A 21,568-nucleotide genomic window follows, 5' to 3' on the forward strand; every position below is an offset into this window, starting at 1 on the left:
AGCGTCTCAGCGTGTGGCCCACTCGCCATGTGGTCCGCGGTGGACGGCCGCGTAGACCTGGTCGCGCAGCTCGTTGGCGCGCTGGTCGGTCAAGGTCCCCGACAAGGGACGCAGCACCAGCCGCAGCAGCACGTTGACCTGGTCCTGACGCAGCCCCAGTCGCCGGCGAGCGGCATCGGGCAGGTCGGCGTATCCGGTGCTGGACACAACGGTCACCGCCTCGAGGTCCTCGACCGCCGGGCCGAGCGCGGTGCGGACGGCGTCCCCGAGCAGCTCGGCGTCCACCGGGGCGTCGGCGACGATGGACAGGTCCCGGCGCACGGACGGCTGCGACGACACCGGCCGCCACGGACGCAGGTCGAGCAGCTGTGCCGCGATGCGCGGCTCGGTCGAGCGCAGCACGCGGATGTCCGGGATGCCCTTGCGGACCATGAGCGCCCGGTCCAGCCCCATGCCCAGCGCCAGGCCGGTGTACCGGTCGGGGGCCAGACCGGCGCCGGCGAGCACGTGCTCGGCGGCCAGTCCGCACTCGGCCAGCTCCACCCACCCCGAGGCGGTGCACACGTCGACCTGCAGGCCGCTCGCGGTGTAGGGGTGCTGGGCAGGTGACGTGCGCCAGCGTGCCCCCGGCAGCACGGCGCCGACGACCAGCTCGACCATCTGCTCGAGGTCGTCGGCGTCGAGCCGCCGGCCGGCGGACCCGGTCGTGGTGATGCGCCACAGGTCCACCTGGTGCGGTGTGCCCACGTGCAGCCGGTCGATGCTGTCCCGGCGGTAGCACACGCCGGGGAGCGCCAGGAGCACGTCGACATCGGCCTCGACGGCGGCGGTGCGGGCGAGCGCGCGGAGTGCGGGTGGGACGCCTGCGGTGGTGTGGCTGCGCAGCATCACGGTCTCGGCGGCGTAGCGGCTGTACCGGGCGTCCCGGGTGACGTCGGCGGCCGCGTAGCCCAGGCGGTCGTAGTTGTCCTCCACGCTCACCAGCGGCCGGCGCCGCTGCACGTCCAGGCTGCAGGACCAGGTACTGGTCAGGGCGGCGAGCACGTCGTCGAGCAGCGGCTGCATCGCGTGCGGGCCGCCGGCGGGGTCGGACAGGTCGCGCAGCTCGAGCGCCACCTCGAGGTCGCGTGGAGACAGCAGGGTGGTCACGGAAGGCCCCTTCCGGGTCGTCGGCGAGTGGTGGGGGGACACCCCCGGCCGACGGCTCCGTCAACGGGCTACCGGCAGACCTCGGTGCCCGCACGGCTGCTCGGCAGCCGGGGGCGGGCAAAGGAGGTCCTGCGCTCGGGCACGGATCGACGGTAGCGCCGGCGAGCGACCCCGCCCAACGGATATCGGCGCCACCGGTGGCCGGCCGCCGGCGGAGGTGGACGAGCTCAGCGCCCCCAGACCTGCACCAGCAGGTCGGTCTTCGAGGCGTCGAACGCGTACTCGTCGACCACCCGCAGCCCCGCGGCCCGCAGGACGTCGTCGTCGTCGGTCGAGACCACCTCGCCGCGGATCACCCGGCGGACCAGCCAGACCCGGTCCGCGGTCGCCGGGGCGTCGTCCGGTGGCAGCACGACGTCGGGCCGCAGCCGCGGCGCCGCCGTCCGCACGTAGTGGTCCAGGCCGGTCGCCGAGCGCTGGTCCGCGGCGACGATCGGCTCGCCGGCACGGTGCCGCTCCGCCAGCAGCGCCACCACGTCGTCCGCCCGCTCCCGCGGCTCGCGCTCGGCCAGCGGCGAGGACGCGACCAGCGAGCACGCCACCAGCAGCCCGGCGACCGGCGCCCGGGCGGCCCGCGGCAGCGTCAGCGCGCCCACCGCCGCCAGCACACCGAGCCCCAGCAACCCGGCCAGCAGGTAGCGCGGCAGGTACACCGGCCGCACCTGCTCGGCCAGCAGCAGCAGGCCCAGCGGCACGAGCACCCAGCAGGTGCCGACCACCCGCGCGCCGGCGCCGCGCAGCGCGCGCAGCGCGCCCAGCACCGCCAGCCCGACGGTCAGGCACACCAGCGGCCGCAGCCCGCCGGCCCAGGCCACGACGGCGAGGTCGGCCAGCGTCCCCTCGGTGTCGCGCAGGTGCACGGCGTTGCGCGCACCGGTCCCGTTGAGCAGGTTCACCCCGACCAGCCCGGCGACGGGCAGCGCCGCAGCGGCACCGGCGAGCACCACCGGCCACGCCCGCCGCCCGCGCAGCAGCAGCGCCGCGACGACGAAGGCCGCGAGCACCGTGACCGCGTACCAGTGCGCCAGCCCCATCCCCGCGCCGGCCAGCCCGAACAGCAGCAGCCCCCGCGCCGCCCCCTGCAGCCAGCGCACCAGCCCCAGCAGCGCCCCGCCGGTCGCCAGCACCGCCAGCCCGTACGGGCGGGCCTCCACCGCCTGCTCGAGCAGCAGCGGGCTCGACGCCAGCACGACCCCGGCCAGCACCCCGGTCGCACGCGAGGTCAGCCGGGTCACCGCCCGCGTGACGAGGGCCAGCGCGCCGGCGGTCGCCAGCAGCGACAGCACCCGCAGCGACGTGTCGCCGCCGATCCCCGGCAACAGCACCCACGTGTGCACCACGAAGTACCAGGGCGCGTTGTACGACGGCGGGACGTCGGCCAGGTAGCTCGTCGTCCCGCGCCCCTCGACGATCGCCGCGAGGATCTCGGCGTACGGCCGGCGCCCCACCTCGGCGGTGAACAGCTCGTCGAACCACAGACCGTGCCCCGGCAGCAGCAGCACCGTGCCCAGCAGGACGACGGCCAGCGGTGGCAGCAGCTCGAGCACCGACCAGCCGGCCGGCGGCGACGGCACGCGGACCGACTGCGGCGGTGCGGACACCCGGTCCGCCGTCGTGCTCACGCCCAGCAGGTTAGGCGACCCTTCCTCGGCGGCCGGACCTGTCGTCGGCGCGCCGTAGCGTCCGGCCCGACGCAGGGACGGGAGCGCAGGGGAGGGGAGAGGTGGCAGCAGGTCCCGGGCCGAGCCCGCCGCCGTCGTCGGAGACGGTCGCCCGGCGGTTCCGACGGCAACCGCGCCGCGACACCGCGCACGAGCTCGCCGTCCGTCGCCGCCTGCACGCCCGCGGGGTCCGCTACCGATGAAAGGACCCCGTCCTCCCCACCCCTCGCAAGCTCGGGGCGGTGCCCTGGACGGGGCCGGTGGCGGACCTCGCACGGTGGCCGCCCCGCCGCGGGCGAACGGGGAGTGGTGGGCCGCCAAGCTGGCCGGCAACGTCGCCCGTGACCGGCGGGCCGACGCGGTGCTGCGCGCCGAGGGCTGGCGGGTGCTCCGCTTCTGGGAGCACGAGGACCCCGACGGGGTCGCCGACGCCATCTGCCGGGCGCTCGGCCACCGGTCGGACGAGGAGTGAGTCAGGCGAGCGGCTCGTCCTGCCGGTTGTGAGCCCTCTTCCAGAGGGGGACGGCGATCCACCACCAGACGAGGAACACTGCGATGGCCACCGCGGTGATCCACGCCAGCGTCAGGTCGAAGACCGCGTCGGTCACCAGCAACACCGCGCCGACGATCGCGACGGCCAGCACGGTCAGCCCGAGGAACGCCGACCGGTTGCTGCGCCGCAGCAGCGCCTCCTTGTCGTGCTGGCGGAACAGCACCCGGTGCTGTGCTGCCGGCGCGATGAGCAACCCGGTCGCCACCGCGGCGGCCAGCAGGGTCACGAAGTAGACGTCCCGCTGGAAGTCGGTGAACGGGGTGCCCTGCTGCTGGAAGGGCACGATCAGCAGGAAGGCGAAGAGGAACTGCACTCCCGGCAGCGCCACCCGCAGCTCGTTGAGCAGCTCCATCAGCTCGCGGTCGATCCGCTCCTTGCGGCTCTCCCCGGGCTCACCCTGCGAGTCGTCGCGCCGCTGAGCCGGTCGCACGTCCGTCACCGTGCTCACCACCCGTCCATCCGCCTGGGCTCGGGATGGTGCCACGCGGCAGGGCCGGGTACCTGCAGTTCGTTCGCCGAGTACCCCGGGAGGACGACGTGTCGATGTGGACGCCCATGGAGCCCGACCTCGGCCGAGGGGACGACGGCATCCCCGCGGCCGACCCCGGTTCGGGCGCTCCGCCGACCGCCGACGGCTTCGGCATCGGCGGCGAGGAGCCCGACCGGCCCGAGGAGGCCGGCACCGAGGACGTCGGCCCGCGGGACGCCGACGCGCACGGGACGGCAGAGGACGGTCCGGACGACGACCCGCCGTTCCGCACCCCCGACCCCGGCGAGGTCGGACGGAGCTGAGACACGACGAGGCCCGGTGGACCGATCCGGTCCACCGGGCCTCCTCCGTGCGCGGTCAGCCCGTGACGGCTGCCACGGCGCGGTCCACCAGGTGGTAGTGGCCCACCGCCCAGAAGGCGACACCGGCCGCGACCAGGCCGCCGATGGTCACCGCCGCCGAGCTCACCGGGTGCTGCTTGGCGTGCGACCAGGTGTCACGGGCCTTGCGCCGGAACGCCACGAAGAACCGCCGCGCCCACTCGAACTCCGTCGACCACACCCACAGACCGATGAGGACCGGCGGGATGGTGAGCGGCCCGGGCAGGACGGTCAGTGCCAGGCCGAGCAGGACGAACAGCAGCCCGGCGAAGAACACCCCGACCCGGTAGGCGGTGGCCAGTCCGGGCTTGCTCCGGACGCGGTCCCGCCACGAGCCGGGCTCCACCGGCCGCGGCTGGCCCAGCCCGTCGGTGCAGTCCGGGCAACGGGTGGCCCCGCCGCCGGCGTGCGTCCGGTCGTGGGCGTCGAGGGTGCGGGTCACCGGGACTCCTGGTCGGGCTCGGAGGTGTGGGGGCGGACGGTCAGCGCGGAGCGATCCCGCGCGCGACCTCGCTGGGCCGCTGCTGCTCACCGGCGTAGGAGCTGATCACCACGAGGGCGCCGGTCAGGGCGGGGATCACCCACTGCAGCTGGTCGAGCTTCGCCTGCGCGGCGGCGACCTCGGCCCTGGCCCGCTTGCTGGGCTTGGTGCCCGAGCGGGACGGCGTGGCCCCGGCGTCGGAGACGACCCTGCCCAGTGCGCGGCTGTAGGCGGTGACGCCCAGGGCGGCTGCGGTCAACGCCGTCTTGAGTGCGCTCATCCCGCCCACGCCCTCCTGGTTGGCCACGCGCTGCCGGTTGGCCCGCAGCTGGCCGACGCTGCCGATCAGGTGGGCACCGATCGCCGCGGCGTTCACCGGCGTCCACCGGTCCCAGCCGGCGTTGGCCACCCGGCCGGTGTCCGAGGCGCTACCGGCCTCACCGGCCGCGGCGTTGAGCGCGACGGCGTTGGCCAGCGTGCCGCCGAACCAGGCGGAGAGTCCGAGGTCGTGCAGCGAGCGGGACAGGGTGTTACGCGCCATTGCTGAGCTCCTCCTGGAAGTCTGTGGGTGGAGTCGCTCTACCCCGTCTCGGAGATCCACACTCGATGGCGCGTGATCGTTCTCAGGTGCCGTAGCGCAGCGCCGCCCGCCGGCGCGCCTTGGCCGCCTCCTCCTCGCGGTCCTTGGGCGGCGCGGTGGTGACCAGCGCGGCCAGCAGCCGGGCGGAGGCCTCGGCGACCTCCGCGACGGCGCGGTCGAAGACCTCCGCGTTGGCCTGCGAGGGCTTCGTCGTCCCGCTGATCTTGCGCACGTACTGCAGCGCGGCGGCGTGCACCTCGTCGTCGGTGACGGGTGGCTCGAAGTTGGCCAGGGGCCGGATGTTGCGGCACATGTGCGGGAGCGTAGGAGCGCCCGCTGACGCCCGGGGAACCTCAGCCGGCGAAGCCGGCCCGGTCGACCTTCCGGTGGTAGTGGGTGCCCAGGGCGCCGCCGAGCAGCGCCCCGACCAGCGTGGCCGCGAGGGCAGCGGCGAGCGTGACCAGGCCCTCGGTGGTGGCGGTGCCCTCGCCGACCGGGATGCGCGGCAGCTCCAGCCGGGCCAGCACGTTGAACTCGCTGCCCATCAGGGCCGCGGCGCCGGAGCACAGCAGGACGACGACCAGGCCGACCAGCCACACGGCCAGGCCCTGCCGGGCGCCGCTGAAGCGGGACATCCGCCCGGCCACGTACCCGCCGGCCAGGTACGAGAGGAACAGGACGACGAGCAGCGCGACCGCGCCGCGCAGCCCGATCGCCGCGGCCGAGGCCCCCTCGGTCAGGCCCAGCGCGACATCGGCCGCCGACACCAGCGCGAGCAGCGGCACCGCCAGGCCGGTCGCCGACAGCCAGCCGAAGAAGGCCGCTCCCCACTGGGTGCCGCCGAACTCCGCCTGCTGGACGGCCACGGCCTCCCGGGAGGCGGCCTCCCGGGCCGTCCCGTCGGCTCCCGGCAGGGGGTGGTCGGTGCGCGCCATGGGGCCTCCTGGGGAAGATCGGAGCCGGCCGTGCCCGCGGGGTGCCCGGTGCGCGCCAGGGGAAACGACACGCCGGAGAGGGGCGGGATCGGTGGCCGTGCTGCTGGTGGACACCGCCAACGTGGTCGGCTCCCGGCCCGACGGCTGGTGGCGCGACCGCGCCGGCGCGACCTCCCGGCTGCTGCGGCGGCTCGCTCCGCTGGCCGGCCGTGAGCTGCCCGCGCCCGGCGGGGGAACGGTCGTCTGCGACGAGGTGGTCGCCGTCGTCGAGGGCGCCGCGAGGGGCGTCGACGCCCCGGACGGCGTGACCCTGGTGCGGGCCGGGGGCAGCGGCGACGACGCCCTGGTCGGGTGCGCCGCCCGGCTGGCCGCGGAGGCACGGGAGCAGCTGGTGGTCACCGCCGACCGCGGCCTGCGCGCCCGGCTGCCCGACGGCGTACCGGTCACCGGCCCCGGCTGGCTGCTCGACCTCCTGCCCGCGTGACCCGGGCCGGGCCGGCGGGGGACTCCCCCGCATGACCCGGAGGGGCGGCGGGTAGAGCCACTCCACCGACGCGCAGGAGACCCGTCCGCGCGTCCGCCCCCCTCCTGAGCCCGAGGAGCCGCATGCCGCCGCCCGCCGCGCCGTCCCGCCCCCTGACCGCCCTCGTCACCGGCGCCTCGAGCGGGATCGGCCGGGCCACCGTGCACACCCTCGCCGCCCGGGGCGCCCGGCTGGTGCTCGTCGCCCGGGGCCGCGAGGCGCTGGAGGAGACCGCGGCCGAGGCCCGCGCGAAGGGCGCGGCCGACGTCCTGGTCTGCCCGGCCGACGTCACCGACGCGGACGCCGTGCAGCGGGCGGTCGAGACCGCCGTCGAGCGGCTGGAGCGCCTGGACGCCGTCGTCCACTCCGCGCAGACCATGGCCTACGGCCGGATCGAGGACGTGCCCCGCGCGGCCTTCGAGGCCGTCGTGGACACCTCCCTGCACGGCACCGCGAACGTCGCCCGCAGCGCGCTGCCGGTGTTCCGCCGTCAGGGTGCCGGCCACCTCGTCGTCGTCAGCTCGCTGCTGGCCTCGGTGACCGCGCCGCTCATGGGCACCTACGCGGCCGCCAAGTGGGGGCAGCTGGGCCTGGTCCGCACGCTGCAGCAGGAGACCCGGGACGCTCCCGGCGTGCACGTCTCCGCCGTCGCCCCCGGCGGGGTGAACACCCCGATCTACTACCAGGGCGCGACGTGGGCCGGCAGCACCGGGCGGCCGCCGCCCCCGGTGTACTCGCCGGAGCGGGTGGCGCGCGCGGTGGTGGCCCGGCTGGACCGGCCGCGGCGGCTGGTGCAGTCCGGGTTCGCCAACCCGGTCGTCATCGCCGGGTTCCGGCTGCTGCCGGCGGTCTACGACGCGCTGGTCGGGCCGCTGTTCCGGGTGTTCGCCCTGGCCGGGGACGGCGCTCCGCCCACCGAGGGCAACGTGTTCGCCCCGCGGCAGGAGCGCAACGCCAAGGACGGCCGCTGGCACGGCCTCTGAGGCGTTGCGCGGTGGCCCGCCCCGCCCAGCGGTACGCGGTCGCCTCGTCGTCGGCGCCGAACACCCGCGGCTCGGTGGCGTAGGGGTCCAGCGCACCCCGGCTGCGCCCCTCGACCAAGGTCGCCCGGGAAGGGCCTCAGGTCACCGCCCGCCGCGAGCAGGGGGGGAGCAGCTCGCCGTCGTCCGACCGCGTGTCCCGTCCCGGCGTCACCGGTGCCCCCCGGGTCGCACCCGGTCCGGCGGTGTCCGGGCGGGATCTTCCCGCGCGCGGGCGGAGGCGGCAGCACCCAGGACGGCGCCGTGAACAGCGTGCTGCGCCCGGCGCAGGCCGTTGACCTGTGCCGGATGCCGGACCACGCTGGCCCTGCCCGCCGCCGGCGGGCCCACACCCGGAGGCGCCCGTGACCGCGGATCCCACTGCCCGCCGCACCCCGCCGAGGTCCGCGCACGCGGGCGTCGAGGCCGAGCGGGTCGAGGCCGGCTACCTCGAGAGGCGCCGGCTGCGCACCGGGACGGCGGGCTGGCTGCTGCTGGCCGGGCTGGGCGTCTCGGCGGTCATCTCCGGCGACTACGCCGGCTGGAACTTCGGCCTGGCCGAGGGCGGCTTCGGCGGGCTGCTGATCGCCGTCGTCCTCATGGCGGTCATGTACACCGCGATGGTGTTCGGGCTGGCCGAGCTCGGCTCCGCGCTGCCGACCGCCGGTGGCGGCTACACCTTCGCCCGCCGCGCCCTGGGCCCGTGGGGCGGGTACGCCACCGGCGTCGCCGTGCTCATTGAGTACGCGATCGCGCCGGCCGCCATCGCCACCTTCATCGGCGCCTACGTCGAGTCCCTCGGGCTGTTCGGCGTCACCGACGGCTGGTGGGTCTACCTCGCCGTCTACGCGCTGTTCGTCGGCATCCACCTCCTGGGCGTCGGCGAGGCGCTCAAGGCGATGTTCGCCGTCACCGTCGTCGCGCTGGCCGGGCTGGTGGTGTTCCTGGCCGGCGCGATCCCGCGGTTCGACGGTGCGCTCCTGCTCGACATCGCGCCCACCGACGCCGCCGGCGCCTCGGCGTTCCTGCCGTACGGGCTGATCGGCATCTGGGCGGCCTTCCCGTTCGCCATCTGGTTCTTCCTCGCCGTGGAGAGCGTGCCGCTGGCCGCCGAGGAGGCCCGCGACCCGGCGCGGTCCATGCCGCGGGGGATCGTCGCGGCGATGGCGGTCCTCGTCGTCCTCGCGGTCCTCATGCTGGTGTTCACCCCGGGCGCGGCCGGGTCGGCGGCGATCGCGGGCTCGGGCAACCCGCCGGTCGACGCGCTGGCCGGTGCCGGCGCGCCCGAGGGCCTGACCCGGGTGGTGAACTACGCCGGCCTGTTCGGGCTGGTGGCCAGCTTCTTCTCGATCATCTACGCCTACTCGCGGCAGACCTTCGCGCTCTCCCGCGCCGGCTACCTGCCGCGGGCGCTGTCGGTGACCAACGCGCGCAAGGCGCCGATGCTGGCCCTGCTGGTGCCCGGGGCCATCGGCTTCGTGCTGTCGCTGACCGGCCAGGGCGCGATGCTGCTCAACATGGCCGTCTTCGGCGCGACGGTGTCCTACGTGCTGATGATGGTCAGCCACATCGTGCTGCGCCGCCGTGAGCCGGACCTGCCGCGCCCCTACCGGACCCCGGGTGGGACGGCGACCACCGGGGTGGCGCTGGTGCTCGCCGCCGCCGCGGTCGTGGCCACCTTCCTCGTCGACGTCACCGCCGCGCTGTGGACCCTCGCCGCCTACGGGGCGTTCCTCGCGTACTTCGCCCTCTACAGCCGGCACCACCTGGTGGCCTCCGCGCCCGAGGAGGAGTTCGAGCTGCTGGCCGACGCGGAGGAGGACGTGCGATGACACGGCGGGGCACGGTCGGCGGGCACACGTACGAGTTCCCGACGCTGGTGGAGCTGATGGCGAAGGCGACACCGGCCCGCTCCGGCGACGTCCTCGCCGGCTGCGCCGCGGAGTCGGCCGCCGAGCGGGTCGCCGCGCAGACGGTGCTCGCCGACCTGCCACTGGCCACCTTCCTCGACGAGCAGGTGGTCGGCTACGACGAGGACGACGTCACCCGGCTGGTCCTCGACACCCACGACCCGGTCGCCTTCGCGCCGGTCGCGTCGCTCACCGTGGGGGAGTTCCGCGACCGGCTGCTGGCCTGGGCCGCTGCAGGGGACGAGGCGTCGATCAGCGAGCTGGCCCCCGGGCTGACCCCGGAGATGGTCGCGGCCACCTCGAAGCTGATGCGCAACGCCGACCTGGTCGCCGTGGGCCGGCGCACCCGGGTGGTCACCGGGCTGCGCAGCACCCTGGGCCTGCCCGGCCGGCTGGCCTCCCGGCTGCAGCCCAACCACCCGACCGACGACCCGCTGGGCGTGACGGCGTCCATCGTCGACGGGCTGCTGCAGGGCTGCGGGGACGCCGTCATCGGCATCAACCCGGCCACCGATTCCCCGGCCCGCACGGTCGCGCTCCTCGAGCTGGTCGACGAGGTGATCACCCGGTACGGCATCCCGACCCAGTCCTGCGTGCTCGCGCACGTGACCACCACGCTGCGGGCGCTCGAGCAGGGCGCGCCGGTCGACCTGGTGTTCCAGTCCGTCGCCGGCACCCAGCCGGCCAACCGCGGCTTCGGCGTCACCCTCGACCTGCTCGCCGAAGCCCGCGCCGGGGCGCTGGCGCTGGGCCGCGGCACGGTCGGCTCGAACGTCACCTACTTCGAGACGGGGCAGGGCTCGGCGCTGTCGGCCGATGCGCACCACGGCATCGGCGGCCGGCCGGTCGACCAGCAGACCCTGGAGGCCCGCGCCTACGCCGTCGCCCGGCACTTCGACCCGCTGATCGTCAACACCGTCGTCGGCTTCATCGGCCCGGAGTACCTCTACGACGGCAAGCAGGTGCTGCGCGCCGGGCTGGAGGACCACTTCTGCGGCAAGCTGCTCGGCCTGCCGATGGGCGTGGACGTCTGCTACACGAACCACGCCGAGGTCGACGAGGACGACATGGACTCGCTGATGCTGCTGCTCGGGGCAGCCGGCTGCACGTTCCTCATCGCCGTGCCCGGGATGGACGACGTGATGCTGCACTACCAGTCGCTGGCCTTCTCCGACGTGCTGACCGCCCGCTCGGTGCTCGGGCTGCGGCCGGCGCCGGAGTTCGAGGCGTGGCTGGCCCGCATGGACCTGCTCGACGACGCCGGCCGGGTGCGCGAGCTGACCGCGGACGCGCCCGCCGCGCGGGCCCTCCTCGCGGCGGCGTCGTCGTGAGGAGCGGAGCATGACCGACGCACTGGACCGGCCGCTGCCGGCGAGCGACGACCCGTGGGCGGTGCTCCGCGCGGCCACCCGCGCGCGGGTCGCGCTCGGCCGGGCCGGCGACGCGCTGCCCACCGCGCGGGAGCTGGAGTTCCGCGCCGCGCACGCCGCGGCCCGGGACGCGGTGCACCAGCCGCTGGACCCGTCCCTGGTCCGGGCGCAGCTACCGGACGTCGAGTTGCTCGAGGTGCGCTCGGCGGCGCCCGACCGGGCCACCTACCTGCAGCGGCCCGACCTCGGCCGGCAGCTCGCGGCCGGCACCGAGCTGCCGCGCACCGGCGCCGACCTGGCAGTGGTCATCGGCGACGGGCTCTCCCCGCGGGCGGTGCACGAGCACGCCGCGGGCCTGGTGACGGCGCTGCTGGAGCGGCTGCCCGGCTGGTCGGTCGCCCCGCTGGTGCTGGCGCACCAGGCGCGGGTGGCGCTCGGCGACGCGGTGGGGGAGGCGCTGGGGGCCCGGGCCGTGGTCGTGCTCATCGGCGAGCGGCCGGGGCTGTCGTCGGCGGACTCGCTCGGCGTCTACCTGACCTGGGGCCCGCGGCCGGGGCGGATCGACTCCGAGCGCAACTGCGTCTCCAACGTCCGCCCGCCGCACGGGCTGTCCTACGCGCAGGCCGCCGACACCGTGGCCGCGCTGCTCGGCGCGGCCCGCGAGCTCGGCGCCTCGGGCGTGGTGCTCAAGGACGAGGGTCCGGCGCTGCCCGCCGGCGCCGGCTGACGGCTCACCCGAGGACGGCGTCGACCGCGTACTGGTCGTCGAACGCCTGGCGCCACTCGGTGACCCGGCCGTCCCTGAACCGGTAGACGTGCACCTCCAGCACGTCCTCGAAGGAGCGGCCCCCGCGGCGAGCGCTGGTCCGCATGACGGCCACGCCGTCGGTGTCGTCGGCGAGGACCGTGCGGAGGTCGAGCCGGAGGCTGCCCTCGGTCAGCTGTCCCAGCCGTCCGAGCATCTCGCGGACCGCGTCGCGGCCGCGGTACACCCCGGTGAGCTGGGTGCGGCCGGTCTCGTGCCACTCGACGTCCTCGGCGAGGAGGTCGTCGAGAGGACCGAGGTCGCCCCGGAGGAAGCCGTCGTAGGCGTCCCGGATCCGCTGCGCGTTGGGGTGTGCCGAGGCGGAGGGCGCCGCGCCGGTCTGCGTCGTCATGTCTGCCTCCTCGCGGGAGGGCCGCATGGGCGGGGCACCGCGTCGGCGTCGCCGGGCGGACGACCCAGAACGACACCCGGCGACACCGGCGGGCGCGAGCAGTGTCGGCCCCGCCGTGGGCGCGGGGAAGGGGAGCGGTCGTGACCGGGTGTGGCGGTCGCCCTCCGTCCCGGTGCGAGTGGGCTCCGGTCAGCATGGACGGCAGAGGGGGAGGGAGGCCGACGGCCTCCCTCCCCCTCTGCGGTCCCCGTCAGTAGCCGTCGGAGTCGTTGGGCCTCTCGAAGCCCTTCTGGGCCCGGGTCTCGACCGAGATCGCCTCGGTCGTCCCGTGGTGGTGGTGCGCCTCCTCGATCTCGTGCACCGCCTCGTCGAGCACCGGCACGTGCGCCTTCTTCGGCAGCAGCCGGCGGACGAGGGGGAACAGCAGGATGAGCGCCACGATCACGTACACGACGACCGCGACCGGGTCGACGAGCCCGCTGAGCTCGCCGTTGCTGATCTGCAGCGCCGTCCGGAGCTGCTCCTCGGCGAAGGGGCCGAGGATGACCCCGATGATCGCTGGCAGCAGCGGCAGGCCGTAGCGCCGCATCATGAAGCCCAGGGCGCCGATGACCAGCAGCATGAACAGGTCGAACACGTTCGCGTTGGCCGCGTAGGCCCCGAGGCTGGCGAAGAACAGGATCCCCGCGTACAGGTACGTGCGCGGGATCCGCAGCAGCCGGGCCCAGAGCGGTGCCAGCGGCAGGTTCAACAGCAGCAGCGCCGCGTTGCCGATGAACAGGCTGGCGATCAGGCCCCACACCAGTGCCGGCTCGGTGTCGAACAGCCGGGGCCCCGGCTGGATGCCGTAGCTCTCGATCGCGGCGAGCATGACCGCCGCGGTCGCGGTGGTCGGGATGCCGAGCGTGAGCAGCGGGACCAGGCCGCCGGCGGCCGAGGCGTTGTTCGTCGCCTCCGGGCCGGCCACGCCCTCGATGGCGCCCTTGCCGAACTCCTCCGGGTGCTTGGACAGCCGCTTCTCGGTGACGTAGGAGAGGAACGTCGGCACCTCGGCGCCACCCGCGGGGACGGCGCCGAACGGGAACCCGATGGCGGTGCCGCGCAGCCACGGCTTCCACGACCGGCGCCAGTCCGACCGGTTCATCCGCGGGTTGCCGACCGGGATGACCTCGATCGGGCGGCGGCGCAGGTGGGCCGCCGTCCACAGCGCCTCGCCGACGGCGAAGAGGCCGACCGCCACGACGACGACGTCGATCCCCTCGGCGAGCTCGGCGATGCCGAAGGTGAGCCGCTGCTGGCCGGAGGTGGCGTCGATGCCGATGAGACCGATGGTCAGGCCCAGGCCGAGGGAGGCCATGCCGCGCACGCGAGAACTACCCAGCACCGACGTCACCGCGATGAACGCCAGGAGCATCACGGCGAACATGTCCGCGGGCGAGATCTGCACGGCGAGGCCGGCGACCGTCGGCGCGAGGAGGGCGAGCAGCAGCGTCGCGATCGTGCCGGCCACGAACGAGCCGATCGCCGCGGTCGCCAGGGCCTGCGCGGCGCGGCCGGCGCGAGCCATCTTGTTGCCCTCGATCGCGGTGACCACCGAGGCGCTCTCGCCGGGGGTGTTGAGCAGGATCGACGTCGTCGACCCGCCGTACATGCCGCCGTAGTAGATGCCGGCGAACATGATCAGCGCGGTGGTGACGTCCAGTCCCCGGGTCAGCGGCAGCAGCAGCGCGACGGTCATCGCCGGCCCGATGCCCGGCAGGACGCCGATGGCGGTGCCCAGCAGCACGCCGAGCAGGGCGAAGGCGAGGTTGGTCGGCGTCAGGGCGGTGGCGAAACCGCTCCCCAGTTCGACGAAGGCGTCCATCAGAGGATCCCCCTCAGGATGCCCGGGGGCAGGACGATGCCGAGCCCCAGGGCGAACAGGTAGAAGCTGCCGATGGACAGCGCGACGGCGATCACGGCGTCGCGCACGTAGTGCCGGCTGCCCAGCGCGAAGGCGCTGCCCCAGAACAGGATGGCGCCGGAGAACACCCAGCCGAGCGGCTCGATCAGGACGGCGTTGGCGAGGAACGCCGCCGCGAGCATCGCGACGGTGCGCCAGTCGCTGCGCCCGGTGAGCTCGATGTCCTCGCCGCCCTCGGGCTCACCGCGGCCGCCGCGCCAGACGTCGACGGCCAGGAACGCGGAGGTGACGACCAGCAGGCCGCCCACGACCAGGGGGACGGCGGCCGGGCCGACCGGACCGCGGGCGATCCGGCTCTCCGGCAGCAGCAGCGCGGAGACGACGACGAGGACGCCGAGCGCCCCCAGGAACAGGGCCACACCGAACTCGGAGCGGCCCTGCTCCCGGGTCGTGCCTCCCGAGGAGGCAGTGCTCACGTCAGGCCCAGCTCGCTCAGCACGCCCTGGACCCGCCGGCTCTCCTCGTCGAGGAAGGAGCCGAACTCGTCGCCGGTGATGAAGGCGTCGGTCCAGCCCTGGTCCTCGAGCACCTGCTGCCAGGCCTCGCTGTCGTGGACCTGGGTGATCAGGTCGACGTGCCGCTGGGCCTCCTCGGCGGAGATGTCCGGGGCCGCCACGATGCCGCGCCAGTTGGTGAAGGTCAGGTCCACGCCCTCCTCGGTGAGGGTGGGCGCGTCGACGCCCTCGACCGGCTGCTCGCTGGTGACCGCGAGGATGCGGACGTCACCGGAGGCGGCCGGCTCGGTGACCTCGCCGATACCGGTCGCGGCGAAGGCCACGTCGCCGCCGAGGATGCCGGCGAGCAGCTCGCCGCCGCCGTCGTAGGCGACGTAGTTGACCGAGGTCGGCGTCACGCCGACCTGCTGCGCCAGCAGCATCGGGGTCAGGTGGTCGGGGCCGCCGGGGTTGGACGCCCCGCCGACGGGGGTGTTGCCCGGGTCGGCCTTCCAGGCGGCGACCAGGTCGTCGATGGACTGGAACGGCGAGTCCGCCGGGACGACGATCGCCTCGGCCTCCTCGATCAGCCGCGCGATCGGCGTGGTCTGGTCGAGGGTGGCCTCGGACTGGTTGCTGTACTGCGCGCCCACCACGCCCAGGCCCATCTGCATGAGCATGTCGGCGTTGCCGGTCTCGTTGACCAGGCGCTGCAGGCCGACGGTGCCACCGGCGCCCTCGAGGTTGAACACCTCGATCGTCTCGGCCAGCCCCTCCTCCTCGGCCACCTGGGCCCAGGCGCGGGCGGTGGTGTCGTAACCGCTGCCGGGGGAGTTCGGGACCATGACCCGCAGGCCGCTGACCGGTCCCTCCTGGGTGCCGCCGCCGGAGGCGGCGCCGCCCTCGGCGGTGGTGCCGCACCCGGTCAGCAGCAGACCGGCGGCGACCGTGCCGACGGTGAGCTTCCGCAGGGAAGCGTTGCGCATGGGTTCCTCCTGTGTGTCCGGCGGACGTCCGCCGCTCGCAGGGACGGTCGCAACGCGCGTGGCGCGTGTCACGCTTGCGTGCGCATCGGACGTTGTGGTCGTTGTGTGCACGGCGTCGTGTTGCGCCGGCGGGTCCGGCCCGGGTCCGATGGCGTGCCGCGTCCCCGACCAGTCAGGAGTCCCCCGTGAACCGGCGGCTCTCGCTCGCCGGCCAGCTGCTCGCGCTGCAGGTGGTCATCGTCTGCGTCGTGCTCGTCGGCGTCGCCGCCGTCACCGTCGCCCAGTCGATGCAGCGCGCGGAGGAGGTGGAGGGCCGCCGCGCGCTGGAGATCGCCGAGACGCTGGCCAACAGCAGCGCCACCCGCACGGCGGTGGAGCTCGGCCGCGTCGAGTACGTCCGCATCACCGCGGAGGAGAGCCGCAGCACCTCCGGGTCCGCCGACGTCGTCGTCGCCGGGGTCGACCGGACCGTCCTCGCCAGCGCCGACCCCGAGCTGCTCGGCCGGCCGCTCGACCTCGGCGCCAGCCGGGTGCTGGAGGGGCGGTCGTGGGTGGGGGACGTCGAGCTGCCCGGCGGTCACGCCGCGGTCGCCATGGCGCCGGTCTACGCCGCGCGCGGGGACCGCGTGCTCGGCCTGGTCGCGGTGCAGCGGCGCTACCCCGGGGTCCTGGGGAGCCTGGAGGAGGCCGCACCCAACCTGCTCACCTACCTGGGGCTGGCCAGCGCGCTGGGCATCGGCGGGTCGCTGCTGGTGGCGCGCCGGGTGAAGCGGCAGACGCTCGGGCTGGAGCCGGCCGAGATCGCCGGGCTGGTCGAGCACCGTGACGCGATGCTGCACGGCATCCGCGAGGGCGTGGTCGGGCTGGACCTGCGCGGCCGGGTGACCCTGGTCAACGACGAGGCGATCCGGCTGCTGCGCATCCCCGGGAACGCCCTCGGCCGCACGCTGGAGGAGCTCGGTGTCGCCGAGGAGGTGCGCGCCGCGCTGCTGTCCACCGGGGTCGAGCGGGACCGGGCCGTGGGCAGCGCCGGGCGGGTGCTGGTGGTCAACCGGCTGCCGCTGACCAGCCGGGGCCGCCCGCTGGGGTCGGTGACCACGCTGCGCGACCGCACCGAGCTGCTCGAGCTGCGCCGCGAGCTGGAGCTCACCCGGCACGTCACCGACACCCTGCGCGCGCAGGCCCACGAGTTCGACAACCGGCTGCACACCATCGCCGGCCTGATCGAGCTGGGCGAGGCCGAGGAGGCGGTGCGCTTCGTGCACCGGATCAGCTCCAGCCGCTCGGAGTTCGGCGCCGCCGTCACCGACGCCGTCCGGGACCCGGCGCTGGCCGCGCTGCTCATCGCCAAGGCCAGCCAGGCCGCCGAGCTCGGTGTCGACCTGCGCGTCGCGCCGCACTCCGCGCTGCCGGTGCTGAGCCCGGAACTCAGCACGGACGTCGCCACCGTCGTCGGCAACCTGGTCGACAACGCCCTGGACGCGGCCTCGGGCGCCGCCGAGCGCTGGGTCGAGGTGGGCCTGGGCCTGGTGGACGACGAGGTCGACGTCGTCGTCCGCGACTCCGGCCCCGGCGTCCCCCCGGGCATGGAGGCCGAGGTCTTCCGCCGCGGGGTGTCCACCAAGGAGGGCCGGTCCACCGATGAGGCCGGGGTCCCCGGCGGACGCGGCATCGGGCTGTCCCTGGTGCAGCTGGTCTGCACCCGGCGGGGCGGTGAGGTGACGGCCAGCTCGTCGGACGGCTCGGTGTTCACCGCCCGCATCCCGGTCGGCGCGTCGCTGGTGGACGCGTGATCAGGACGCTCATCGTCGACGACGACTTCATGGTCGCCAAGGTGCACGCCGGGTTCGTGGCGGCCCTCGACGGCTTCGAGGTGGTGGGGACGGCGTCCAGCGGGGCCGACGCGCTCGCCGCGGTCCAGCGGCTGCGGCCGGACCTGGTGCTGCTCGACGTCTACCTGCCGGACATGACCGGCCTGGAGGTGCTCCGCCGGCTGCGGGCGGACGGCGCGCCGGTCGACGTCGTCGTCATCAGTGCGGCCCGGGACGCCGAGAGCATCCGCAGTGCCCTGCACGGCGGCGTCCTGCACTACCTGGTGAAGCCCTTCGACCGGCGCACCTTCGAGACCCGGCTGCGGGAGTACGCCGCGGTGCGGACCGAGCTGGCCGCCCTGGTCCAGGCGGGGCAGGCCGACGTCGACCGGGTCTTCGCCGGGGCGCGCGGCGGGGGCCGGGCCGTGCCCACCACCCCCAAGGGCATCGCGCCGGAGACCCTCCAGCTGGTGCGGGAGGTGCTCGGCGCGGCGGGCGCGGACGGGTTGTCGGCCACGGAGTGCAGCGAGCGCACGGGGCTGGCCCGGGTCAGCGCCCGCCGGTACCTGGAGCAGCTGGTCACGCAGGAGGAGGCCGACGTCCGCCAGCGCTACGGCACCGCCGGGCGGCCGGAGCGGCGGTTCACCCTCCGCTCCCCGCAGCGTCCCGGGTGAGCGGCGGCGGGGACGCAACGACCGCAACGACCGCTAGGGGCACAAGCGCGGCCGGGATCGTGCCGCCGCTTACGCTCCGGCCATGACCATCGTCGTGGGCTACGTCCCCACCCCCGAGGGCGAGGCCGCCCTCGACGCCGCCATCACCGAGGCCCGGCTGCGCGACCAGCCGCTGCACGTCGTCAACAGCTCGCGCGGGGACGTCCTCCAGGACCCCCGGTTCGCCTCGGAGCGGGCGCTGGACCAGGTGCGGGCCAAGCTCGACGGCGCGGGGGTGGTCTACGAGATCGACCAGCGGGTGGCCGGGCACGACGCCTCGGACGAGGTCGTGGACGCCGCCGACCGGGTCAAGGCCAGCCTGATCGTCATCGGCATGCGCCGCCGCACGCCCACCGGGAAGCTGATCACCGGCAGCCAGGCGCAGCGGATCCTGCTCGACGCGCACTGCCCGGTGCTGGCGGTCAAGGCCACCTACTGAGGTCTCATCGGGTTCCGCGGTCGAGACGGGACACGGGGACATCGTCATGGCTCCCAGCCCACGGCGCTTCATCGGTGCACGAGGATCTCGCGACAGCCTCCCGACCCCGGCGCTCGTGATCGACCGGGACGCCCTCCGATCGAACCTGACCGCGATGCGCCGTCTTCTCTGCGGTACGGGCGTCTCGCACCGGCCACATCTCAAGGCGCACAAGTGCCTCGAGATCGCCCGGCTGCAGCTCGAGTCCGGCGCCGACGGTCTGTGTGCGGCGACCGTCGGCGAGGCCGAGGCCCTCGCTGCACTGGACACGTCCGTCCTCCTGACGTCCGTCGTCGCGTCGGACACCAACATCGCCCGGGTCGTCGAGCTGCGCGCGCGGGGGTGCGATCTGACGCTCGTGGTCGACCACACCGAGACCGCGCACCGACTGAGCGATGCGCTCGTCGCCCGGGACCGTGCTGCCGACGTCCTCATCGACATCGACACGGGTCGAGGGCGGTCCGGCTGCAGCTCGGTCGACGACGCACGCCGGCTGGCCGAGCACGTCCAGCAGCTGCCGGGGCTGCGGCTCGCCGGACTGCAGCTCTACGCCGGTCAGCTCTCCCACATGCCCGACCCGGCCGAGCGGGAACGGGCACACGCGGAGTTCCGGAACCTGGTGACGCGCCACCGGGAGGCGCTGGCGGATCTGCTGCCGGCAGCCCCGATCGTGACCGGCGGCAGCACCGGCTCCGTCGCCCTGGACCTGCGGGACCCCGTCCTCACCGAGGTGCAGTGCGGGAGCTATGCGCTGATGGACGTGGAGTACCTGGCGATGCCGTTCTCCGCGGACGTCGCCGTGTGGCCTTTCGGCTACGCGCTCACCGTCCAGGCGAGCATCCTCAGCGCCAACTGGGACGGCCACGCGATCGCCGATGCCGGCGACAAGCGCTTCGCCAGCAAGTACGGGTACGACCCGCTACTGACGCGCGTGCCGGAGGGGATCGACCTGGCCACGTCGACGTACCGACCGGTCAGCGACGAGCACGGCCGACTCGACGTCGCTCCCGGCCGCCGGCCGCCCCCCGGTGCACGGATCGAGTGCGTCGTCCCGCACCTCGACCCCTCGATCAACCTCTTCGACGTCGCCCACGTCGTCAGCGGTGACGAGCTCGTCGATGTGTGGGAGATCGACGCTCGAGGTGCGTAGAGCCGGTCAGCCGAGCAGTTCGATGCTCTCGGCGGGCGCGCCCGCGAGGTTGCGGAAGATCGTCCGCACGCTCTCCACGAGGTGCCCGGCGATGAGGGACGCCGCGGTGTCGGCGTCGCCGGCCAGCAGCGCGTCGCAGATGGCCAGGTGCTCGCCGACGGACACGTCGGTCCGCCGCGGGTCCAGGTGCGAGAGGTTCCGGAGCCGGGCCGTGTGCGGCCGCAGGTCGGCGATCGCCCGCCGCAGGTGCTCGTTGCGGGTCGCCTCGATGACCGCCCAGTCGAACCGGTCGGCCAGCTCGTAGAACGCGCGCGACCGCTCCTGGGACGGCGCCTGGCGCTGGATGCGGGCGAAGCCGGCCCGCATGTCCGCGAAGGCCTGCCGCACCGCCGGATCGGCCGCCGCGGTCGCGGTCGCCTGGCGGATCGCGGCCGGCTCCAGCAGCTGCCGGAACTCGAACAGGTCGCGCACGTTCTGCGCGGACACCCGCGACACGCGGGCGCCGAGCCGCGGCGTGAGGTCCACCAGGCCCTCGGCGGCCAGCCGGCGGAGCGCCTCGCGCACCGGCGTCCGGGACGCGCCCGTGCGCTCGACCAGCGACAGCTCCGACAGCGGCGTCCCGGGTGCCAGCTCGCCGAGCTCGATCTCCTCCTTGAGCTGCGCGTGGACCTGGTCGGCCTTGCTGGGGGACAGGCCGGTCACCGCACCGCTCCGCCGTCGAAGGGCACGCCCGTCTCGGTGGCCAGCCGTCGCAGGTCGGCCAGCGACTCGGCGGCGAGGACCACCCCGCCAGCGGCCAGGTTCGCCGCTTCGGCGCGGTCCTCGACCTCGCCCGGGTGGAACACCTCGTCGGAGCCCTGCGCCAGGGGCACGCTCTTCACCTCGTCGATCAGTCGCTGCACGCGGGCCTCGTAGTCTGCCCGGTCGCCGAGCGCCGACGGGTCGATCGCCAGGAACAGGTGGCCGGCGCGGCTGCGCGCCTCGGGCTCGTACGGTCCGTGCACCTCGGTGCCGACACCGCTGCCGGTGAGCGCGCCGGAGAGCACGTCCATCATGAAGGCGATCGCGTATCCCTTGTGCCCGGCCATCGGCAGGACCACGCCGAGCACCCCCTCCGCCGGGTCGGTCGTCGGCGCGCCGTCCGCGGTGAGCGCCCAGGACTCCGGGATCGACTCGCCGCGGCTCTGCGCCAGGTAGATCTTGCCCCGGGCCACGGCGGTGTTCGCGATGTCGACCGCGACCACCCGCCCGTCCGGCGCGGGCGCGGCGATCGACCACGGGTTGGTGCCGACGCGCTTCTCCCGCCCGCCCCACGGTGCCATCGCCGGGCTGGCGTTCGTGGTGAGGACGGCGACGAGGCCGTCGCGTGCCGCCCGCCGGGTGAACCACATCGCCGTGCCGAAGTGGTTGGAGTTGCGGACGCCGACGACGCCGACGCCGTGCTGGCGGGCCCGGTCGGTCGCCAGGGCGCGAGCGCGGTCGGTGAGCACCTGACCGATCCCGTCCCGCCCGTCGAGGAGCACCAGCGGACCGGTGTCGGTCAGCACCGCCGGCTCGGTGACCGCACGCATGGCGCCGGAGCGCAGCCGCGCCGCGTACCAGGGCAACCGGAGCAGGCCGTGCGAGGAGTGGCCCCACAGGTCGGCCTGCACGAGGGAGTCGGCGACCAGCGCCGCGTCGGCGCCGGGCACGCCCAGCGCCGTCAGGACCCCTCCGGCGAGCACCCTCAGCGACTCCGGCTCGAACCGTTCCTCCGTCACCACTT

Annotated in this window: 24 protein-coding genes; 11 read left to right on the forward strand and 13 right to left on the reverse strand. The window is 75.0% G+C overall.

Annotated elements, in window-relative coordinates:
* Window positions 1-6: 6 nt before the first annotated feature.
* A complete protein-coding gene (srmL, locus tag BLS21_RS08915; RefSeq protein ID WP_091216684.1) occupies window positions 7-1,149 on the reverse strand; it encodes a PheS-related mystery ligase SrmL in 1,143 nt (380 codons plus the stop codon).
* Window positions 1,150-1,376: 227 nt separating this feature from the next.
* On the reverse strand, window positions 1,377-2,831 hold the full coding sequence (locus BLS21_RS08920; protein WP_245700210.1) for a glycosyltransferase family 39 protein: 1,455 nt from the start codon (window positions 2,829-2,831) through the stop codon (window positions 1,377-1,379).
* A gap of 316 nt (window positions 2,832-3,147) precedes the next feature.
* Here BLS21_RS08920 and BLS21_RS25545 point away from each other — a divergent pair, with 316 nt between their 5' ends.
* On the forward strand, window positions 3,148-3,342 hold the full coding sequence (locus BLS21_RS25545) for a DUF559 domain-containing protein (RefSeq protein WP_217636060.1): 195 nt from the start codon (window positions 3,148-3,150) through the stop codon (window positions 3,340-3,342).
* Window position 3,343: 1 nt separating this feature from the next.
* Here the strand turns inward: BLS21_RS25545 and BLS21_RS08930 are convergent, their stop codons facing one another.
* A complete protein-coding gene (locus tag BLS21_RS08930) occupies window positions 3,344-3,853 on the reverse strand; it encodes a DUF6328 family protein (protein WP_245700211.1) in 510 nt (169 codons plus the stop codon).
* Between the two features lie 113 nt (window positions 3,854-3,966).
* Here BLS21_RS08930 and BLS21_RS08935 point away from each other — a divergent pair, with 113 nt between their 5' ends.
* The gene (locus tag BLS21_RS08935; protein ID WP_091217564.1) at window positions 3,967-4,215 is read left to right on the forward strand and encodes a hypothetical protein; all 249 of its coding nucleotides are present in this window, start codon (window positions 3,967-3,969) and stop codon (window positions 4,213-4,215) included.
* Between the two features lie 55 nt (window positions 4,216-4,270).
* Here the strand turns inward: BLS21_RS08935 and BLS21_RS08940 are convergent, their stop codons facing one another.
* The 4 genes from BLS21_RS08940 to BLS21_RS08955 all read right to left on the reverse strand — a co-directional run bounded on the left by BLS21_RS08940 (window position 4,271) and on the right by BLS21_RS08955 (window position 6,289).
* A complete protein-coding gene (locus BLS21_RS08940; RefSeq protein ID WP_175479513.1) occupies window positions 4,271-4,735 on the reverse strand; it encodes a PGPGW domain-containing protein in 465 nt (154 codons plus the stop codon).
* Window positions 4,736-4,775: 40 nt separating this feature from the next.
* The gene (locus BLS21_RS08945; RefSeq protein ID WP_091216689.1) at window positions 4,776-5,315 is read right to left on the reverse strand and encodes a hypothetical protein; all 540 of its coding nucleotides are present in this window, start codon (window positions 5,313-5,315) and stop codon (window positions 4,776-4,778) included.
* A gap of 82 nt (window positions 5,316-5,397) precedes the next feature.
* On the reverse strand, window positions 5,398-5,667 hold the full coding sequence (locus BLS21_RS08950; protein WP_091216692.1) for a DUF2277 domain-containing protein: 270 nt from the start codon (window positions 5,665-5,667) through the stop codon (window positions 5,398-5,400).
* Window positions 5,668-5,707: 40 nt separating this feature from the next.
* Complete coding sequence (locus BLS21_RS08955) at window positions 5,708-6,289, reverse strand: hypothetical protein (protein ID WP_091216694.1); 582 nt, start codon at window positions 6,287-6,289, stop codon at window positions 5,708-5,710.
* Between the two features lie 91 nt (window positions 6,290-6,380).
* Here BLS21_RS08955 and BLS21_RS08960 point away from each other — a divergent pair, with 91 nt between their 5' ends.
* The 5 genes from BLS21_RS08960 (at window position 6,381) to eutC (ending at window position 11,838) form a co-directional block, all read left to right on the forward strand.
* Window positions 6,381-6,773 carry a hypothetical protein gene (locus BLS21_RS08960; protein WP_091216697.1) on the forward strand — a complete coding sequence of 131 codons (393 nt, stop codon included), beginning with the start codon at window positions 6,381-6,383 and terminating at the stop codon, window positions 6,771-6,773.
* A 122-nt stretch (window positions 6,774-6,895) separates the two neighbouring features.
* The gene (locus tag BLS21_RS08965; RefSeq protein WP_091216700.1) at window positions 6,896-7,795 is read left to right on the forward strand and encodes an SDR family NAD(P)-dependent oxidoreductase; all 900 of its coding nucleotides are present in this window, start codon (window positions 6,896-6,898) and stop codon (window positions 7,793-7,795) included.
* Window positions 7,796-8,196: 401 nt separating this feature from the next.
* Window positions 8,197-9,663: an ethanolamine permease gene (gene eat / locus BLS21_RS08970; protein WP_175479514.1), complete on the forward strand. Its 1,467-nt coding sequence runs from the start codon at window positions 8,197-8,199 to the stop codon at window positions 9,661-9,663.
* A complete protein-coding gene (locus BLS21_RS08975) occupies window positions 9,660-11,072 on the forward strand; it encodes an ethanolamine ammonia-lyase subunit EutB (protein ID WP_091216702.1) in 1,413 nt (470 codons plus the stop codon). The genes eat and BLS21_RS08975 overlap by 4 nt, the downstream gene beginning before the upstream one ends.
* A 10-nt stretch (window positions 11,073-11,082) precedes the next feature.
* Window positions 11,083-11,838 carry an ethanolamine ammonia-lyase subunit EutC gene (eutC, locus tag BLS21_RS08980; RefSeq protein ID WP_091216705.1) on the forward strand — a complete coding sequence of 252 codons (756 nt, stop codon included), beginning with the start codon at window positions 11,083-11,085 and terminating at the stop codon, window positions 11,836-11,838.
* Window positions 11,839-11,842: 4 nt separating this feature from the next.
* Here the strand turns inward: eutC and BLS21_RS08985 are convergent, their stop codons facing one another.
* The 4 genes from BLS21_RS08985 to BLS21_RS09000 all read right to left on the reverse strand — a co-directional run bounded on the left by BLS21_RS08985 (window position 11,843) and on the right by BLS21_RS09000 (window position 15,651).
* The gene (locus tag BLS21_RS08985; RefSeq protein WP_175479515.1) at window positions 11,843-12,268 is read right to left on the reverse strand and encodes a nuclear transport factor 2 family protein; all 426 of its coding nucleotides are present in this window, start codon (window positions 12,266-12,268) and stop codon (window positions 11,843-11,845) included.
* 250 nt (window positions 12,269-12,518) lie between these two features.
* Window positions 12,519-14,132 (reverse strand): tripartite tricarboxylate transporter permease, encoded by a 1,614-nt coding sequence (locus BLS21_RS08990; RefSeq protein ID WP_091216710.1) that lies wholly within the window; start codon window positions 14,130-14,132, stop codon window positions 12,519-12,521.
* Window positions 14,132-14,647, reverse strand: coding sequence for a tripartite tricarboxylate transporter TctB family protein (locus BLS21_RS08995; RefSeq protein WP_091216712.1), 516 nt, complete (start codon window positions 14,645-14,647; stop codon window positions 14,132-14,134). Before BLS21_RS08995 ends, BLS21_RS08990 begins: the two co-directional genes overlap by 1 nt.
* Window positions 14,644-15,651: a Bug family tripartite tricarboxylate transporter substrate binding protein gene (locus BLS21_RS09000; RefSeq protein WP_091216716.1), complete on the reverse strand. Its 1,008-nt coding sequence runs from the start codon at window positions 15,649-15,651 to the stop codon at window positions 14,644-14,646. Before BLS21_RS09000 ends, BLS21_RS08995 begins: the two co-directional genes overlap by 4 nt.
* Before the next feature lie 185 nt (window positions 15,652-15,836).
* Between BLS21_RS09000 and BLS21_RS09005 the strand changes: the two genes are divergently transcribed.
* The 4 genes from BLS21_RS09005 (at window position 15,837) to BLS21_RS09020 (ending at window position 19,803) form a co-directional block, all read left to right on the forward strand.
* On the forward strand, window positions 15,837-17,444 hold the full coding sequence (locus BLS21_RS09005; RefSeq protein WP_091216718.1) for a sensor histidine kinase: 1,608 nt from the start codon (window positions 15,837-15,839) through the stop codon (window positions 17,442-17,444).
* Complete coding sequence (locus BLS21_RS09010) at window positions 17,441-18,136, forward strand: response regulator (protein WP_091216721.1); 696 nt, start codon at window positions 17,441-17,443, stop codon at window positions 18,134-18,136. Before BLS21_RS09005 ends, BLS21_RS09010 begins: the two co-directional genes overlap by 4 nt.
* 82 nt (window positions 18,137-18,218) lie before the next feature.
* Window positions 18,219-18,614, forward strand: coding sequence for a universal stress protein (locus BLS21_RS09015; RefSeq protein ID WP_091216723.1), 396 nt, complete (start codon window positions 18,219-18,221; stop codon window positions 18,612-18,614).
* 115 nt (window positions 18,615-18,729) lie between these two features.
* Window positions 18,730-19,803, forward strand: a complete 1,074-nt coding sequence (locus BLS21_RS09020; RefSeq protein ID WP_175479516.1) for an alanine racemase — start codon at window positions 18,730-18,732, stop codon at window positions 19,801-19,803.
* A 6-nt stretch (window positions 19,804-19,809) separates the two neighbouring features.
* Here BLS21_RS09020 and BLS21_RS09025 read toward each other — a convergent pair whose 3' ends face one another.
* Complete coding sequence (locus BLS21_RS09025) at window positions 19,810-20,505, reverse strand: GntR family transcriptional regulator (protein ID WP_091216727.1); 696 nt, start codon at window positions 20,503-20,505, stop codon at window positions 19,810-19,812.
* The gene (locus tag BLS21_RS09030) at window positions 20,502-21,563 is read right to left on the reverse strand and encodes an Ldh family oxidoreductase (protein WP_217636061.1); all 1,062 of its coding nucleotides are present in this window, start codon (window positions 21,561-21,563) and stop codon (window positions 20,502-20,504) included. The genes BLS21_RS09025 and BLS21_RS09030 overlap by 4 nt, the downstream gene beginning before the upstream one ends.
* Between the last annotated feature and the right edge of the window lie 5 nt (window positions 21,564-21,568).

The sequence above is a fragment of the Geodermatophilus siccatus genome, assembly GCF_900103785.1.
GTDB lineage: Bacteria > Actinomycetota > Actinomycetes > Mycobacteriales > Geodermatophilaceae > Geodermatophilus > Geodermatophilus siccatus.